The organism is Bradyrhizobium lablabi (genome assembly GCF_018131005.1).
GTDB classification, from domain to species: Bacteria; Pseudomonadota; Alphaproteobacteria; order Rhizobiales; family Xanthobacteraceae; genus Bradyrhizobium; species Bradyrhizobium lablabi_D.
In genome coordinates this window covers 493267-508723 of record NZ_JAFCJK010000002.1, presented here as the reverse complement: position 1 = coordinate 508723, position 15457 = coordinate 493267, and the positions used below count along the sequence as shown (strand labels likewise).

Here is a 15457-nt window from a genome sequence, read left to right as displayed (position 1 = left end):
CGCAACAGCGCGCAGACTTGCTCAGCTACTTGACGTACGGCCCCCTGTTGCCGTTCTGGCGCTTCGGGTTGTCATTGCCGTTATTATCGCCGGTGCGATTATTTCCATTATTGTCGGTCGCGTTCCTGTTGCCGTTGTTGTTGCCGCGATTGTTGTTGCCGTTGAAGTTCCCGCTGTTGCCGTTGCCATTGCCGTAGCCGACGTTTCCGTTGCCGTTGCCGTTGCCGGCCCCAATGAGCAGGAGAGCGACTGTAATGGCGCTGATAATGACCAGCGTGCGCCTCATGATCTGATAGGGTCGTAGTTTGCTCGCGACAGAGGTCAATGATTGAAGCTCCCGTTAAGATTTCCGTTCAATGCGCCAATGTTGCCGTTTCCGTTAAAGCTGCCGCTTGCGCCGCCGACGTTGCCGATACCGTTAAGGTTTCCGTTGAATGAGCCGACGTTGCCGTTGCCATTGAAAGTTCCGCCGTTCGCGTTGCCGTTAAACGCACCAAGATTGTTGTTGCCACTTGTCGAGCTGGAGTTTCCGAGCCCGTTGAAGGCTCCAACGTTTCCCGTTCCGCCGTTCATGAAACCGAGATTTCCGTTGGTTTGCGGCGCGCCGTTTCCGTTTCCGTTTCCATTGCCGTTGCCTGCGCCACTGTTGAAATTGCCGTTGTTGTTGCCGCTATTGATTCCGATGTTGCCGTTACCATTGCCGTTGCCGCATCCGATACACTGCGCCCAACGCTCCAGTCCGGGTACCTTGGGGACGTTGGCGCCCTTGCTGGAAATGGAGAGAATCTCGGCATTCAAGGGGATCGCAACGGCGATGCTCAGCTCGACGCAAGTGAGGATTGCAAAATTCATTCGAGTACGTTTCATATCCGACTCCTAAAGACTGGATTGCTGCAAGCCTGCTCTTGTCTGAGTCTGTCTCGTCTGAATTCGTTCTTGTATGCTGGCTTGTCGCCTGAACATCCCGATGTTGCCCTCACTAAGCGTCCGCGGTGGGGCGGGCCGCGAGCGCTCGAATGAGAGCAACATCGACAAAGCACTAATCAAACATACGGTTGGCGTTCATCCGATCTCCCGTATGTCGCATGATTATTGGTTAAGGTTGCCGTTGAAGTTGCCGTTGAAGGCACCCAGGTTGAAGTTGCCGTTCCCGTTGCCGCTGAACGCGCCGATGTTGCCGTTGCCGTTCACGTTGCCGTTGGCGAGCCCAGCGTTGCCGTTACCGTTCAGGTTGCCGTTAAAAAACCCGATGTTCCCGTTGCCGTTCAGGTTGCCGTTGAGGGCGCCGGTATTGCCGTTGCCGTTCGCGTTACCGTTGCCGACACCGACGTTTCCGTTGCCGTTGCCATTTCCACATCCGATGCAGGCGGCCGAGGCTGGAGAGCTAGCCAGAGCGGCAGCGGAGATGAGAGCGGCAAGAATGATAGTTCTGGTCTTGAACATTATGCGTCTCCTTCGCGCGACGATTGCCCGATGCCGGGCGGTTTTTTCTCACGTCGACATTGGCGTGATGACCCGATAATCCGGGCGAATTCCCCGAGCCGCAAGCTGACCATGAGGACATGCAAATGCGAGCGCGGCCGCGTCGAGAAGCCGAAGCGATTAAGCCAAAGGAAGTACGATCTGCGTTGGCCCCGAGTATTTTGCCGCATCATATCTCGCGGCCGCAGGTGCAATCTGCGTCGGTGCTCGTCGATTGAGTAGCGGTGATATCCAGAAGAGAGACAATATCGTCGTGCGGACGACTCGCCTGGCGAAACACGGGCGCGAACCATCGATCGGACGAAGACGTCGTGCCACACCTGGTTGCATTGCCAGGAGAAAGAGGCGTGCTACGCGCCGCCACAGCGGCTCACGCTGGTGGACTGCCGGATCAAAAACCCGTCGCGGGAGATGCCTTTGCCGGATCGACAGTTACCGAGAGCGGCTCAGAGACGTTCGCTGCAATATTGATTGGTTCAAGCTTGTGAAACGCCGACTTTGGCGCAGTGACCGGCCCGCCTGCCAACATATACGCGACCTGTGTTCTGTTGCTCGCATTTAATTTGGACATTATGTGACGCAGATGAACTTTAACGGTGCTTTCCGCGATGCCAAGTTCGTAGGCGATCATCTTGTTCTGCATGCCCTGGCGCAAACGTGTCAGCAGCGCAATTTCACGCTTTGTAAAATTTCCAATCGAGGAAAAGTCCATGTCGTCAGCATCGCCGGCTGCCTCGATGATATTGTCCGGCTGCAGGGGCGCCAGCTCATCGGTATGGAGACAGATTTTCGTCGTCATCAATGATCCACCGACCATGACGAGGTGTATGGCGGCCGTCACGATCTTTACCGAAAGATATCCCTGGACGATCGCAACGAGACCGACGTCTGCCAGTCCGCTTGCCAGATCTTGGCTGGACTGCTCAATCAGAGCCATGGCCGGAACACCGGGCAGACGGTCGCGTGACTCTTGCGCCCGTTGGCGGACAGCCGCGAGACCGTCGGGCTCATTGGAACCGACGGAGATGACGACAAGATTGGCGCCCTCGATCGGAGCTCTGAGTGGATCACTCAGCGAGTGGAGAACGGTTTCATAACCGCATTCGTTGAGTGCGTTGTGAAGACAGTCACTGACCAGTCCGGGGCGACTTATCAGGATGAGACGCTGATCGGATGATCCTGCAACGCGTCCAGGCAGGTGCGGCGCGGCATTCGAAGAATGTTTTGAGCCAAGGGTAGCGTCCGACTGGGTAAATTCATTCTCAAGCGACTGCCTTGTCGCGCGCACCAGATACGGCTCTGGCTTATGCATGGCGGCCTCGCAATAGTTAAATTCAACGCGGTCAAATCGAGTTCTAGAATCGGCTTTCCTGAAGTTCTCCTCCTGAAACAGCCGCGGACGATCAGATAAAAAGGCGTGCCGACTTCTGAATATTCCGTCGCGATGCTGAGTCAGCAAGCAACTAGCGAACCTCGAGCCAATATCCTGTTATGTGTTCGGGTGTAGGTCCTTCGGTTCAAACATGTCGAACGGAACTCGCTCTCAACTAAACCAACGCGCGCTCGACAAGCGAAAGTAGTATGCCGGTCGGCCGCTACGTGTGCGGCGCTTCACATCCCTGATGGGTTTTTTGGCCAAGTTTTTTAGCGACGCCTCTATGCAGCCTCTATTGCTTCCGACCGCGGCAAAATAGATATCCCGTCCGACGGGTTCTCGCGGCATCAATGCGGATGATGCTACTACACGAATGCGACAGCAGCAATTTTCGGTTGAAGTCCACGGTGTGACACGTTTTCGGTCAGCAGCGCTGCCTTACCGTCACTCCCACTAGAGCATTATTGGTTCTGATTGAATGAGAACCGAAGCTCCAGATCCTTGTTTTGACGCGTTTTTCTTCCCGCGAACCGGTGGCCACTCCGCTCGAAAACGCTATAGATGTCATGACCACCGAAAGGTGTATTCGCCCAGTATCGACTGGATATCGTTGGTTGTAGATATGGACTATTCAACCAGTCATCGCAGCGAGTCGTCTCGACAAGCCAGACCCCGTGGGTCGTTCTCGATCACCGATTTGCCCGACGCAGCAAGTCCTCGGGCGAGAAATATTCCGCTTCCGGATTGACCCAAATCAGCGGTTTAATCCGCCCGTCTCATCCGAATGAGGGGCGCTTCGCCATCGTCACGAGTGTTGGGTTGAGATGCGGTGGACGCTGCGGCACACGAGGCGAACGTGCCAAGGCGGACGGCGAAGTCGTGTGGTTCTGACGCCCCGATGCAGGTGTCAAGTCAGCGAGAAGCAAGCTTCTCACTGATGACGGTGACAACAAGGCTGGTCTCACCGGGAAGAGCGCGAAGTAAGCCGTAAACCATCGCGCAGGGAAAGCCGGGTTGATTCCGGTTACACCTGTGGTCCTACCCCCGTGCTTTTTGTTGCACGGGACCCATGGGTGCGATCGGCACCCGGCTTTCCCTGCGCCCTCCGTCTTTCGAGCGGCGAAGATTCAGAAAACCTCGGACGCGACGCGCCGCGAGAATGCGAGTTCATGTGTCTCAACGTCATCGCAACGACCATGACGACCTGCTGGCGTCCTGCTTCAGAGCGGCAAAAGTTCCTGTAATGGCTCGGATGCAATCCACGCCAAGATCACGTGGCCCGCTTGGACTGGGAGCAAGCCTTTGAACCTACCTCTCCCGCCGAACGCGATCAGGTTCGTCGTCCGAACGGCACAACAGCCCAGACGCGCTCGTGCAGGTAGTACCAAGCAACCTTGGTCACGACCTCGAGCCCGGCAATCGAACCTGCGATTGCGACCCTGCCCGTTATGAACCAACTGATGCCGAAGGTATCGAGCGTTCCCAGCGTCCGCCAACTGACCGCCTTGAGAAATGACCGTGTATGGCTCTCAGCACCACGTAGAAACACCCGGCAATACCTCCTGTCTGACGAGCGGCACGCGTCCACGATGCCGCTCATGCCTCGTCGTTCCACGCAGCCTGAAATGTGATTGCGGCCTGTTTGGGCCAAGTCCGTCGCCCGCGACGATCACCTGCAATGCAGGCGCCAGTCGAAATGGCCAGGAGCAGCGCATCTTGCCGGCGTGACGCTGCCGGTTTCGCGCGTTCCGTGGCAAATCGGCAACGAAGTTCTCCGTAGCGCGTTCGATGCCGCGCATCAATTGCAATCCACTGTATTTGCTGCCATTTCTTCAGAACGCACCGTTTGAGCCACGAAAGGAGCCGTTTGGCTCATGTTACTGCTTGAGTCGCTTCCGACCGTGATCGGCGTCGCCGCCATCGCGCCCGCATTGCTGGTGTTATGGCTCGTCATCGCCGCCGAGGAGCGGCCCGGACCGCCGGCCCAGGTGTGGCTCGCCTTCGTGCTGGGCGCTGCGAGTATTTCGCTGCTCGGGCTTGCACGCGCACCGTTCAACGCGCTGCTCGCCATTCCCGGCGATCCTTGGATGACCGTGGCCGTCCGCGCCGTGTTCGGCGTTGCCGCTCCGGAAGAGATCGTCAAGGTCCTGGTCATCGTTGCCGTGTCGGCACGGCGCCGCGCCTTCGGCGATCCGATGGATACGGTGGTGTATGGCGCGGCCGCCGGGCTCGGCTTTGCCGCCTATGAGAACCTCGCCTATCTCGTGCAGCACAAGGACATGTGGCGCGCATTGGCCGCGCTGCGCAGTGTTTTGACGGTGCCGTTCCACGGCGCGCTCGGCATCATCGCGGGCGCCTATCTTGCGATCGCGCGCTCGGGCGGCGCGCTCGGCGCGCACCGGCACAACCGTGACTTCGCGCGCATCTCGAGCGGGGCGCTCGTGCTGTTTGCGCCGATCGCGCTGCATGCGGCGTTCGATTTTCCGCTGCTCTCGCTGCAGCACATTCCCGACCTCGGCTCGACCACACGGCTGCTCCTCGGAGCGGCGAGCGTGCTGATCGGCTTCTCCTCGATCGGATTTGCGGTGAGGCTGGTGCGGCGGGTCGGCAAGCACCACGCGCCGCGCACCGAGCTTGCACGCGAGCGGCTCAGCCGATTGCGACGGATGTGGGCGCTCCTGCTGGTCGGCGGAGGCGCGAGCTTTGCCGGGGTATCGTTCCTGCTCACCTCGATCCATCACTGGTACGTCAGTCCCGAGCGCAATGCCTCGTTCATCCTGGTCCCGATCGGCTTCACGTCGATCCTGATCGGGCTGTTGCTCCTGATCGCAACCGCCGTGGTGTACGTGCTCGGCCGTAACCGGATGCGGGCGGCCGCCGGAATAAAGGAGTGACAAGGCAAAATCCCTGCGCTATAGGGCTTCGCCATGATCAACCTCGCCACCGGCTATTTTTGGTATTTTGGCTACGACAGCTTGCTGGCGGCAGGAGGATCGCGCTCAATCTAAGATTTGCAGCAGAAGTCCGAACAAGCCGCCAGACCTGGCGGTTTTTTCGTGCCGGCAGGTCCCAACCCCAAGGAGCCAGCCGTGTTGAGCACGACAGATGATCTTCGAATTAGGGAACTGAAGGAACTGAGTACGCCCGCCGAGGTGATGGGAGAGATTCCGCGCACCCTGACCGCTACGCGGGTCGTGATGGGCGCCCGCAACGCCATCCACGCGATCCTCAATGGGACCGACGACCGCCTGCTGATCGTCGTCGGCCCCTGCTCGATCCACGATCCCGCCGCCGCTGTCGACTATGCCGAGCGCCTCGTCGCCTTGCGCGAACAGCTTGCCGACCGCCTCGAGGTCGTGATGCGCGTCTATTTCGAGAAGCCGCGCACCACTGTCGGCTGGAAGGGATTGATCAACGACCCCAATCTCGACGGCAGCTTCGACATCAACAAGGGCCTGCGCCTCGCGCGCAACGTGCTATCGGCTGTGAACAATCTCGGCCTGCCCGCCGGCACCGAATTCCTCGACATGACGACGCCGCAATACATAGCCGATCTGGTATCTTGGGCGGCGATCGGGGCACGCACCACCGAAAGCCAGATCCATCGCGAGCTCGCTTCCGGACTGTCCTGCCCGGTCGGCTTCAAGAACGGCACCGACGGTGATGTGCGGATCGCCGCGGACGCGGTGAAGTCGGCCTCGCACCCGCACCATTTCATGGCGGTCACGAAGGGCGGCCGTTCGGCGATTGCTGCGACAAGCGGCAATGAGGATTGCCACGTCATCCTGCGTGGCGGCCGTCTTCCGAACTACGACGCAGCGAGCGTCGATGACGCAGCCGGCGAACTCGGCCGCGCCGGCGTCGCGCCGCGGCTGATGATCGACACCAGCCACGCCAACTCGGGCAAGAAGCCGGAGAACCAGCCGATCGTCGCTGCCGACGTCGCATGTCAGGTCGCAGGCGGCGACCAGCGCATCATCGGCGTGATGATCGAGAGCAACCTGGTCGCCGGCCGTCAGGACGTCATCGCGGGCAAAGCGCTCACTCGCGGCCAGAGTATCACGGACGGCTGCATCGACCTGGAAACGACGACCGAGGTGCTGAGCAGGCTGGCCGACGCCGTTGAGGCCCGGCGCGGCGCGCAGCGCGGGAACCTGAAGGAGCGTTCGGCCTGACGCGGGGAAAATGGACTGAGCGCAGGCGGCGGGGGCGCAACGTGGCGCCCCGCCTGCCTCCTGCCGCTTCAGCAGCCGCGGCAGATGCTCTTGATCTTCTTGTCGAGCGCGGCGTCTTCCTTGTTCACCGGGTTATTGGGGTCGCTGAGGTTCCTCTCGGTCGGCACGTCGCTGGCGCGCGGCTGCCGGTGTCCGATCGGCGCCTGAATCAACGGCCTGTCGGGGTTTTTCTGGACCGTGGTCGATCCCCCCTGCGCCCACGCCTCGGGCGCCACGATCACAATCATCAATGCCAGGGACAAAACTGTTTTCTGCATCTTGCGTCTCCCGCCTCTCAGCCCTCGTTATCGCGCCCGCTCCGGAACATCGATAGTAGCGCAATTGCGTCGCCCCTGCGCCGCGCAATCCTGAACCTTGCGTATATCGGCCATGGTGCCAAGTAGCCAGATTCCCGCGGCGACCAACACCACAAAGAGGCCAAACAGCACGGCGTTTTCGAGCGTCCGGTCGCCCTCGTCCTCCGGCGGCTCCCGCTTGTCCACTCCGGCCCCACTCATGACGCAGGTGGATAGAGATGGGCGTCGCCGCAATAATCGACGATACGATACCGCCCCTCGGCGGACGGGTCACGTTCGTGGGATGGTGGCTGCGACAAATAGCTCGGCCCGATCGGCGCTTTGCCATGGCCGCCGGGAATATCGAGCACGTAATCTGGCTGGCAGAGGCCGGAGACGCGGCCGCGCAAGGCGCGCATCAGTTCCTGCCCGGCTTCGATTGTGGTGCGCAGATGCGAGGTGCCCGGCGCGAGATCGCCGTGATGCAGGTAGTAGGGCTTGATCCGGCATTCGACGAATGCGCGCATCAGGGCTTCCAGCGTAGCGGGATCGTCGTTGACACCACGCAGGAGCACCGACTGGCTCACCAGGGGAATGCCAGCGTCGACGAGCCGCGCGCAGGCGGCTCGCGCGGTCCCGGTCAGTTCGCGGGGATGGTTGGCGTGAACCGCGACCCAGGTTGTCGCACCCTCGACCCTGAGCGCGGCGATCATGTCGGCATCGAGCCGCGCGGAATCGGCAACGGGTACGCGGGTATGGATGCGGATGATCTTCACATGATCAGTGCCGGCGAGATCGGCCATGATCTCGGACAATCGGCGCGGTGACAGCATCAAGGGATCGCCACCGGTCAGGATGACCTCCCAGACTTCGGAATGCGAGCGGATGTAATTCAGCGCGGCGCGATAGGCGTCTTCGGACAACGCCGTGGCCTTACCCGGTCCGACCATTTCCCGGCGGAAACAGAATCGGCAATACACCGCGCAGACATGAACCAGCTTGAACAGCAGGCGGTCTGGATAGCGATGCACGATTCCCGGCACCGGCGAATGCGCATCGTCGCCGATCGGATCGGCATTTTCGAAGGGCCGTTCGGCGAGCTCTTCGACGCTCGGGACGAACTGTCGTGCGATCGGATCGTCCGGGTTTGCTGCATCGATCAACGCCGCGAACTCGGGCGTCACCGCGATCGCGTAGCGCGCGGCAACTCTCTCCAGGTCGGGAAGCGCCGCGGCCGGTGCGAAACCGGCACCGACCAGTTCGCGCGGCCGGCGCAAGGTGGCCGCCAGTTTCGGATCGATCCTGTTCATGTTTCTCCTGCAGGGGGCGTCCATACCACCTGATCAATCCTGGGCGCGCCGCTGGCCAGCATCACCAACCTGTCGAAGCCCAGCGCAACGCCGCTCGCCTCGGGCATCTGGCCGACCGCGGCCAGAAAGTCATCATCGAGCGGATATCGCTCGCCGTAGCGACGGACCTTCTCGTCCATCGCGGCGGTGAAACGATGCCGTTGTTCGACAGCATCCGTCAACTCGCCGAAGCCGTTGGCGAGTTCGACACCGCAGGCATAGACCTCGAAGCGCTCCGCTACGCGGGCATCGCCGGCCCTGGTCCGCGCCAGTGCCGCTTCCGGCGCCGGATATTCGAACAGCACGGTGAGCCGCCCCTGCCCCAGATGAGGCTCGATATGCTCCACAAGCACCTTGCTGAAGATATCAGACCAGCTGTCGTCACCAGCGATCCGCACCTGTGAACCCGCGGCGGCCGCGAGCGCCGCGCGGTCGCCCTCGCCGTCAGTGATCGTCGCCAGGAGATCGATACCAGAGAAGCGTTGGAACGCGCCGCCGACGGTCAGCAGTTCCGGTTCGGCAAAGGGATCTGCGGTCCTGCCGCGAAACGAGAAGGTTCCGATACCGGTCGCCTGCGCGGCGTGGGCGATCGCGACGACGCTATCAGCCATGATGGCGTCATACCCTTCGTCGGCGCGGTACCATTCCAACATGGTGAACTCAGGCAGATGCAGGTCGCCGCGCTCGCGATCGCGGAACACCCGTGCGAACTCGTAGATCTTCGGTTCGCCCGCCGCGAGCAGCTTCTTGCAAGCGAACTCCGGCGAGGTGCGCATGTACCGCGTTGTGCGCGAACCATCGGGGCCGGTCAACTCGGTACGAGGAGCATGCAGATGGGTTTCGTTTCCCGGGGAGACCTGCAGAATCCCGGTCTCGACTTCGGTAAACCCCTGTTCCTCGAACCAGACCCTGAGCGCCCTCGTGATCGCGCTCCGCGCCCGCAGGAAGGGCCTGCGGTCGGCGTAGCGCGCCGGCGTCCACCAGGGCGAGGGTTGCCCTTGTCCGGTCATCGCCGCGGCGCCCGAGTGAGCGCGCAACCAACACCAGCGAGACTGAGCGTCTGTTTAAAGAGCAAGAACAAGCCATTGATATTGATAGAATTGGCAGTCGACATGGCCCTAGCCTTGACGGAGTGTACCGAGGTTCGTTTCTTCATGTCGAAAGACGCTCGCATTGTCTATGCGGACGGTGGGCTGAAATGCAGAAGCCCGGCGCCGGCGCGCACACCCAACGCGGTCAAGATCCCCGACACGGACCGAAAATAGAGCCAAATCCACATCATCGGAGCGGTTGGCAACGTGCCGAAACCGGCCGCAAAAAGCTGGCATCTCAGGGACAAATCAGTATGTTGCAGCCCGAAATCGCCGCCATGGCCGAGGGCGGCTCAACCGATTTGAGCCCCGGCCGCCAAATTTAGGAAAACAACCTTGAAAGTCATCGCCAGCTCTATCCGCAAGGGCAACGTCATCGAGCAGGACGGCAAGCTTTACGTAGTCTTGTCCGCAGAGAATATCCATCCTGGCAAGGGCACTCCGGTCAGCCAGATCGAAATGCGTCGCATCGGCGACGGCGTGAAGGTCTCGGAGCGCTACAAGACCACAGACCAGGTCGAAAAAGCCACCGTCGAAGACCACAACTTCAACTACCTCTATGAGGATGGTGACGGCTTCCACTTCATGAACGCCGAGAATTACGACCAGGTCCAGGTGTCCAAGGAGATCGTCGGTTCCGCCTCACCCTATTTGCAGGAAAACATGACCGTGAAGCTCTCGCTTCACGAGGGCAATCCTGTTGCAATCCAACTGCCCCAGCGCGTCACGCTGGAAGTCGTGGAGACGGAGCCCGTGACCAAGGGCCAGACTGCCTCCTCCTCCTACAAGCCCGCGATGCTCTCCAACGGCATACGTACCGGCGTGCCGCCGCATGTCACCACCGGCACCCGCATCGTGGTCATGACCGAGGACGGTTCCTACGTTGAGCGCGCCAAGGATTAGGCGCTGCTCTCCGGGGGAATCGAGGGCGTAGGGGGGCATTGATCAGGAAGTTTGCCAGCTTCGTCTCGTGCTGGCTGGCAGCTCTGTTCGTCCGTCGGCTCATGAATGCCAGGGTCAATCCCTACACCACGCTGGTGTCGGACTATGAACGGCTGATCCGTGGCCGCGGCCGTGAGGTCGGACCAGACCCCGGACCGATGGCGGCCGCCGCCCACGCGTTGCCGGACGACGTGGCGCATCATCTCGGCACGCCGGAAGGTGTCGGCAACTGATGGTTGACGAGAAGCGCCCAAATGTCGCGGCTCGATTCCAGCGGCGTTAACGGACGTTGGGGTATGGCTTCAGCCGAATTCAAGCAGAACCGCAGGCGCCATGCTCTCAACCTTCACCTGGTATTTCCTGTCAACGAACGGCCGCATCAGCCGGCAGGAATTTCGACTGGGGTACTTCGGGCTGATTCTGGTCGACGTCCTGATCATCCGAACCTGGCGGAACCTCACGATTCCGCGTGTCAGGTACTACAATGTTCCCGACCTCAATCCGCCGCTGGACTTAGCGCCGTTGCTGGCCGTGCTCATCACGTTATGGCCGCTCGTCGCAGTCCTGGTGAAGCGGCTGCATGACCTCAACGTTTCGGGCTGGTGGTTGCTGCTTGTGCTCGCCGCTCCGGCCGTCGCCGACGCGATCCATATCAAGATCTGGTTTCCTTATCTGCTGCTGCTTGCCGTTCTGGGCTTCTTGCCCGGACGATCAGGAGACAATCGGTTCGGCCGTGATCCGCTGGCGCGCGCGGGTATCTAGGCGACGCTTGCTCGCCCTACTCCAGGAATGTCGTAAGCTGCGCGCCTTCGTCCGCTACGAACACCGCGATCAATTCCGCCGGCTCGGTGGTGCTCGCATTGGCCGACACCACATGTGTCGAGCCCGGCGGCTCGAAGAAGGACTGGCCGACCGTGAAGGTCTCGACCGGCCCGCCGCCGAGCTGGGAGCGAATTTCACCCTTGGTGATGTAGGCCGTCACCGAGCCTGCATGGCGATGCGGACGCGTAAAACCGCCGGGGCCGTAGGTCACGCGGACGACGGTCACGCGCTTGCCCGGGACATTCGGCAACGCGTGCGAAGTGATCAACTCAACCTTGTCGAGCGCCGATCCCTCGCCGGTCGCGGCCGCGCAAAGCGGCACGATCGCCGATGAGATTGTGTCCATCGTCAGCGGCAGTGACCTGCCAATCACCATCGCGCAGGCGAGCCCCGCAATGACCGCAAGCGAAACCGATCGCGACGGGGGTGAAACAGAGAAAGTCGCAGCCATCGACGTCATGTGTCTTCTCCCTTACCCTTCTGTTCCCTAGTTCCTTCGTGAACCGACCTACTACGAGGATGCCGCGCCCACCACGGGCCTGCGCGCTGGTGGCGTCCAGCGATAGGCGGCGCCGAACCGGTTCCAGATATTGATCGATGCGATCGCCGAGGTGAGATAAGTCAACTCCTGCTCCGAGAATTCCGCGTTCGCCTGTGCATAGACTTCGTCGCTGACGCCGTTTGCAAGCAACGTCAGCGCCTCGGTCCAGGCCAGCGCCGCGCGTTCGCGCGCCGAGAATTGCGGTACTTCACGCCAGACTACGACGAGGTTGAGTTTGTCAGTGGGAACGCCGAGGCTCTCTCCCTGCAGGATGTGATGTTGCACGCAGAAAGCGCAGCCATTGATCTGCGAAGCGCGCAGCTTGACGAGTTCGAGCAGCTGCTTTTCGAGACCGGCTTTCCCCGCGTACTGGCCGAGAGATCGCACGGCGGCAAAAACATCCGGCGCCAGCAGCTCGAAATCCGTATACTCTTTGCGAGCATGTGACATTGGTTCTGACCTTATGTTATCAGAGCCGTGATATAGTATAAGAGCACTGATACATGAGCAAGGCGCGGAAGCCCGCGAAGGCAAAATCAGGCCGCATGGCCGGAATGCGAAAGCATCGGAAATTCAGAACCGCCAGAGGGCGCCCTGCAAAAAAGCGGACCGGACGAAAATCGCCCTCACCCGAAAAGTCGTCCACCGCAAATCGGGTTCCGATCCGCTCCGTTCCGCCGCTGCCCGGCCAAGGCAAGCGCGGCGAACAGGGCTACCTCGCCTACCTCCTGCGTCAGGCGCAGGCAGCAGCGCGTCTTTCGATGGAACGCGCGCTCGCGGACCTCGGCGTGACCACGCCGCAATTCGTCGTCCTCACCATGCTGAAGGCCTATCCTGGACTCTCCGGCGCCGATCTGGCGCGGGTTGCGATCCTGACGCCCCAGACAGTCGGCTTGATCATCCGCAACCTCGAGCGCGATGGCGCGATCCGCAAGACGCCGCACCCCGTCCACGGGCGCGTGCTGCAATGGACGCTGACGCGCCGTGGAACCGTGCTGCTCGAGAGATGCCGGCACATCGCCCAGGCGCTGGAGGGGCGCCTTGCCGCCGGTCTTTCGCCCAAGGCGGAACTCGCCGTCCGGCGCTGGTTGTCAAAAATCGCCACAGATTTGCAGGATAGCTAGTTCCCGCGGCGTCTTGGCTTTGGTCTACTCCATCAGCGCCGCTAGACTGGCGGCATGAGACAGATTGATTCCCTGAAGTCCCTTTCGCGACGCACCGTATTGAAGACGGGTCTTGCGGCGAGCGCAATGCTCGCGAATCCGGTTGCGGCGCTGGCAGCCGCGCCTCCGGGCTTCGACCAGTGGCGCGATAATTTTCGTGCCCGCGCAATCGCAAAAGGCATTTCTGAAGCGACCTGGACCCGCGTGATGGGCCACATCGAGCCGGACATGAGCGTGTTCAGGCAGATGCGCAACCAGCCCGAATTCAACGAGCAGATCTGGCAGTACGTCAACCGCCGCGTCTCGGACTGGCGCGTCATCAACGGCCGCGAGGCGCTGAAGAAGAACGAGGCGCTGTTTGCCCGGGTGGAGCGCGACTTCGGCGTCGAGCGCGGCACGCTGCTCGCGCTGTGGGGCGTCGAATCCGCCTATGGCGATCCGCTGGTGCAGCAGAATCATATGCGGCCGGTGTTCCCGTCCCTCGCGGCGCTCGCCTGGAACGAGCCGCGCCGCAAGGCCTATTGGGAAACCGAGTTGATCAATGCTCTCAAGATCGTCCAGCGCGGCTGGAGCACGCCGGAAGAGATGCGCGGCTCCTGGGCCGGCGCGATGGGCCATTCGCAATGGATGCCCGAAGTCTGGCTCAACGTCGGCTTCGACTATGACGGCGACGGCAAGGTCTCGCCCTTCGGGCGGCCGGACGACGCGCTGGGATCGACCGCGAAGTATCTGGTCAATCGCGGCAAATATCACCGCGGCGAGCACTGGGGCTATGAGGTCCGCGCACCCGGCGGCGGTGCGAGCGGAAGCCGTACCTACGCGGCCTGGGCGAGCGTCGGCGTCACCCGCGCCGACGGCCAGCCGTTCCCGCAGCCCAACGCGTCCGCGCAGCTCTGGATTCCCGTCGCAGGCGGCCCCGCATTCCTGCTCGGCCCGAATTTCTATTCGGTGAAGAGCTACAACCCCTCGATGAACTATGCGCTGGCGATCTGCCACCTCGGCGACCGCTGCCTCGGCGCGCCACCCTTCATCCAGCCGTTCCCCGGCTCGGAGCGCGTGCTGACGCTCGCCGAGGTGCAGGAGATGCAGACGCGGCTCACCAAGGCGGGCTTCGACACCGGCGGCAATGACGGCCGCGTCGGCAATGACACCATGAAGGCGATCAAGGACTATCAGATCAAGACGGGCCTGTTGCCCGCCGACGGCTACGGCGGGCTGAAGGTGCTGGCGCGGTTGCGGCAGGGAAGTTGATCCATCCTCTCTACGAGGAACGATAGCGGCGACTTGTCCGTTGAAGCTTCGGTGAAGGCGGAAGCAATCCATTCTCCATGAAACCGTGACTGCTTCGCTCGCAACGACCAAGACTTACTGTTGTCGCACGACTCCGCCGGCATACATGCCACCGTCGATGACGAGTTCGGTCCCCGTGACGTAACGTGACGAGTCGGAGGCGAGATACAGCACGCCCTGCGCGATTTCCATTGCTTGGCCGGCGCGGCCGAGCGGCGTTGCAAATCTGGCGCGTTCTTCCGGATCGATCGGCGCGTTCTGGCCGGCACCTGTGGCGCCGGTCGGGATCTTGCCCCAGATCGGCGTGTCGATGATACCTGGATGGACCGAGTTGACGCGGATGCCATCTCCGATCTGTGCGCATTCCATCGCGATCGCCTTGGCGAACAGCCGCACGCCGCCCTTGGTCGCGCAGTAGCCGGACAGATTCGCCGCACCGCGCAAGCCCGCGAGCGACGACATCATGATGATGGAGCCGCCACTGTGCCTGCGCATCAGGGGCAGCGAGTGTTTGACCGAGAGAAACACGCCGTCGAGATTGATCGCGGTCTGACGACGCCAATCCTGCAAGGTCATGTCGACGATTGAGGGCACGGCAATCCCGACGCCGGCATTGGAGACGAGCACATCCAGACGGCCAAAGCGCTTGCCGATCTCGGCGACCACTTCCGCCCAGCGCTCCTCGCTCGTGACATCCTGCGGCAGGAAAATCACCTCGCGGCCGGCTTTCCTGAGGCGCGCGGCCAGCTCCGGACCGTTCAGTTCGTCGATATCAGTCGCGACAACCGTCGCCCCCTCCTGAGCAAGTACCTCGACGACCGCCGCGCCGATACCTGACGCGCCGCCAGTGACGAGCGCGACCTTTCCTTGAACCTGTCCCGACATTTGCCCT

At 61.6% G+C, this 15457-nt stretch carries 19 protein-coding genes; 7 read left to right on the top strand and 12 right to left on the bottom strand.

From position 1 onward, the window contains the following. Positions 1-25: 25 nt before the first annotated feature. The 5 genes from JQ553_RS07400 to JQ553_RS34865 form a co-directional block, all read right to left on the bottom strand. Positions 26-325, bottom strand: coding sequence for a hypothetical protein (locus tag JQ553_RS07400; RefSeq protein ID WP_212499243.1), 300 nt, complete (start codon positions 323-325; stop codon positions 26-28). Continuing rightward, positions 322-867 (bottom strand): hypothetical protein, encoded by a 546-nt coding sequence (locus tag JQ553_RS07395; RefSeq protein ID WP_212499242.1) that lies wholly within the window; start codon positions 865-867, stop codon positions 322-324. Before JQ553_RS07395 ends, JQ553_RS07400 begins: the two co-directional genes overlap by 4 nt. Before the next feature lie 222 nt (positions 868-1089). Continuing rightward, the gene (locus JQ553_RS07390) at positions 1090-1443 is read right to left on the bottom strand and encodes a hypothetical protein (RefSeq protein ID WP_212499241.1); all 354 of its coding nucleotides are present in this window, start codon (positions 1441-1443) and stop codon (positions 1090-1092) included. A gap of 430 nt (positions 1444-1873) precedes the next feature. Next, on the bottom strand, positions 1874-2794 hold the full coding sequence (locus JQ553_RS07385) for a response regulator transcription factor (RefSeq protein ID WP_212499240.1): 921 nt from the start codon (positions 2792-2794) through the stop codon (positions 1874-1876). Positions 2795-4187: 1393 nt separating this feature from the next. Continuing rightward, positions 4188-4406, bottom strand: a complete 219-nt coding sequence (locus JQ553_RS34865; protein ID WP_312015096.1) for a DUF2061 domain-containing protein — start codon at positions 4404-4406, stop codon at positions 4188-4190. 325 nt (positions 4407-4731) lie between these two features. Here JQ553_RS34865 and JQ553_RS07375 point away from each other — a divergent pair, with 325 nt between their 5' ends. Both JQ553_RS07375 and JQ553_RS07370 read left to right on the top strand, forming a co-directional pair. Next, complete coding sequence (locus JQ553_RS07375) at positions 4732-5751, top strand: PrsW family glutamic-type intramembrane protease (protein WP_212499238.1); 1020 nt, start codon at positions 4732-4734, stop codon at positions 5749-5751. A 195-nt stretch (positions 5752-5946) separates the two neighbouring features. Continuing rightward, positions 5947-7032, top strand: coding sequence for a 3-deoxy-7-phosphoheptulonate synthase (locus JQ553_RS07370; protein WP_212499237.1), 1086 nt, complete (start codon positions 5947-5949; stop codon positions 7030-7032). Positions 7033-7100: 68 nt separating this feature from the next. On the opposite strand, the gene JQ553_RS07365 is transcribed toward JQ553_RS07370, so the two are convergent. The 4 genes from JQ553_RS07365 to epmA are packed head-to-tail and all read right to left on the bottom strand — an operon-like array spanning position 7101 to position 9726. Next, positions 7101-7349, bottom strand: a complete 249-nt coding sequence (locus JQ553_RS07365; protein ID WP_212499236.1) for a hypothetical protein — start codon at positions 7347-7349, stop codon at positions 7101-7103. A 27-nt stretch (positions 7350-7376) separates the two neighbouring features. After that, positions 7377-7574 carry a hypothetical protein gene (locus JQ553_RS07360; RefSeq protein WP_312015095.1) on the bottom strand — a complete coding sequence of 66 codons (198 nt, stop codon included), beginning with the start codon at positions 7572-7574 and terminating at the stop codon, positions 7377-7379. 11 nt (positions 7575-7585) lie between these two features. Then, positions 7586-8677: a lysine-2,3-aminomutase-like protein gene (locus tag JQ553_RS07355; RefSeq protein WP_212499234.1), complete on the bottom strand. Its 1092-nt coding sequence runs from the start codon at positions 8675-8677 to the stop codon at positions 7586-7588. Further along, positions 8674-9726 (bottom strand): EF-P lysine aminoacylase EpmA, encoded by a 1053-nt coding sequence (gene epmA, locus JQ553_RS07350; protein WP_212499233.1) that lies wholly within the window; start codon positions 9724-9726, stop codon positions 8674-8676. Before epmA ends, JQ553_RS07355 begins: the two co-directional genes overlap by 4 nt. A gap of 417 nt (positions 9727-10143) precedes the next feature. On the opposite strand from epmA, the gene efp reads away from it, so the two are divergent. From efp to JQ553_RS07335, 3 genes are all read left to right on the top strand, one after another. After that, positions 10144-10710: an elongation factor P gene (gene efp / locus JQ553_RS07345; protein WP_212499232.1), complete on the top strand. Its 567-nt coding sequence runs from the start codon at positions 10144-10146 to the stop codon at positions 10708-10710. A gap of 38 nt (positions 10711-10748) precedes the next feature. Continuing rightward, complete coding sequence (locus tag JQ553_RS07340) at positions 10749-10982, top strand: hypothetical protein (protein WP_212499231.1); 234 nt, start codon at positions 10749-10751, stop codon at positions 10980-10982. A gap of 100 nt (positions 10983-11082) precedes the next feature. Continuing rightward, on the top strand, positions 11083-11511 hold the full coding sequence (locus tag JQ553_RS07335; protein ID WP_212499230.1) for a DUF805 domain-containing protein: 429 nt from the start codon (positions 11083-11085) through the stop codon (positions 11509-11511). A 16-nt stretch (positions 11512-11527) separates the two neighbouring features. On the opposite strand, the gene JQ553_RS07330 is transcribed toward JQ553_RS07335, so the two are convergent. Continuing rightward, entirely contained in the window at positions 11528-12031 is a 504-nt protein-coding gene (locus JQ553_RS07330) for a cupin domain-containing protein (RefSeq protein WP_212499229.1), read from the bottom strand. Positions 12032-12082: 51 nt separating this feature from the next. Further along, complete coding sequence (locus JQ553_RS07325) at positions 12083-12562, bottom strand: carboxymuconolactone decarboxylase family protein (protein ID WP_212499228.1); 480 nt, start codon at positions 12560-12562, stop codon at positions 12083-12085. A 95-nt stretch (positions 12563-12657) separates the two neighbouring features. Here JQ553_RS07325 and JQ553_RS07320 point away from each other — a divergent pair, with 95 nt between their 5' ends. Together JQ553_RS07320 and JQ553_RS07315 are read left to right on the top strand one after the other, a co-directional pair. Continuing rightward, entirely contained in the window at positions 12658-13236 is a 579-nt protein-coding gene (locus JQ553_RS07320) for a MarR family transcriptional regulator (RefSeq protein WP_212499688.1), read from the top strand. A gap of 54 nt (positions 13237-13290) precedes the next feature. Then, the gene (locus JQ553_RS07315; RefSeq protein ID WP_212499227.1) at positions 13291-14526 is read left to right on the top strand and encodes a lytic murein transglycosylase; all 1236 of its coding nucleotides are present in this window, start codon (positions 13291-13293) and stop codon (positions 14524-14526) included. A 114-nt stretch (positions 14527-14640) separates the two neighbouring features. Here the strand turns inward: JQ553_RS07315 and JQ553_RS07310 are convergent, their stop codons facing one another. Beyond that, entirely contained in the window at positions 14641-15450 is an 810-nt protein-coding gene (locus tag JQ553_RS07310; protein WP_212499226.1) for an SDR family NAD(P)-dependent oxidoreductase, read from the bottom strand. Positions 15451-15457: the final 7 nt, after the last annotated feature.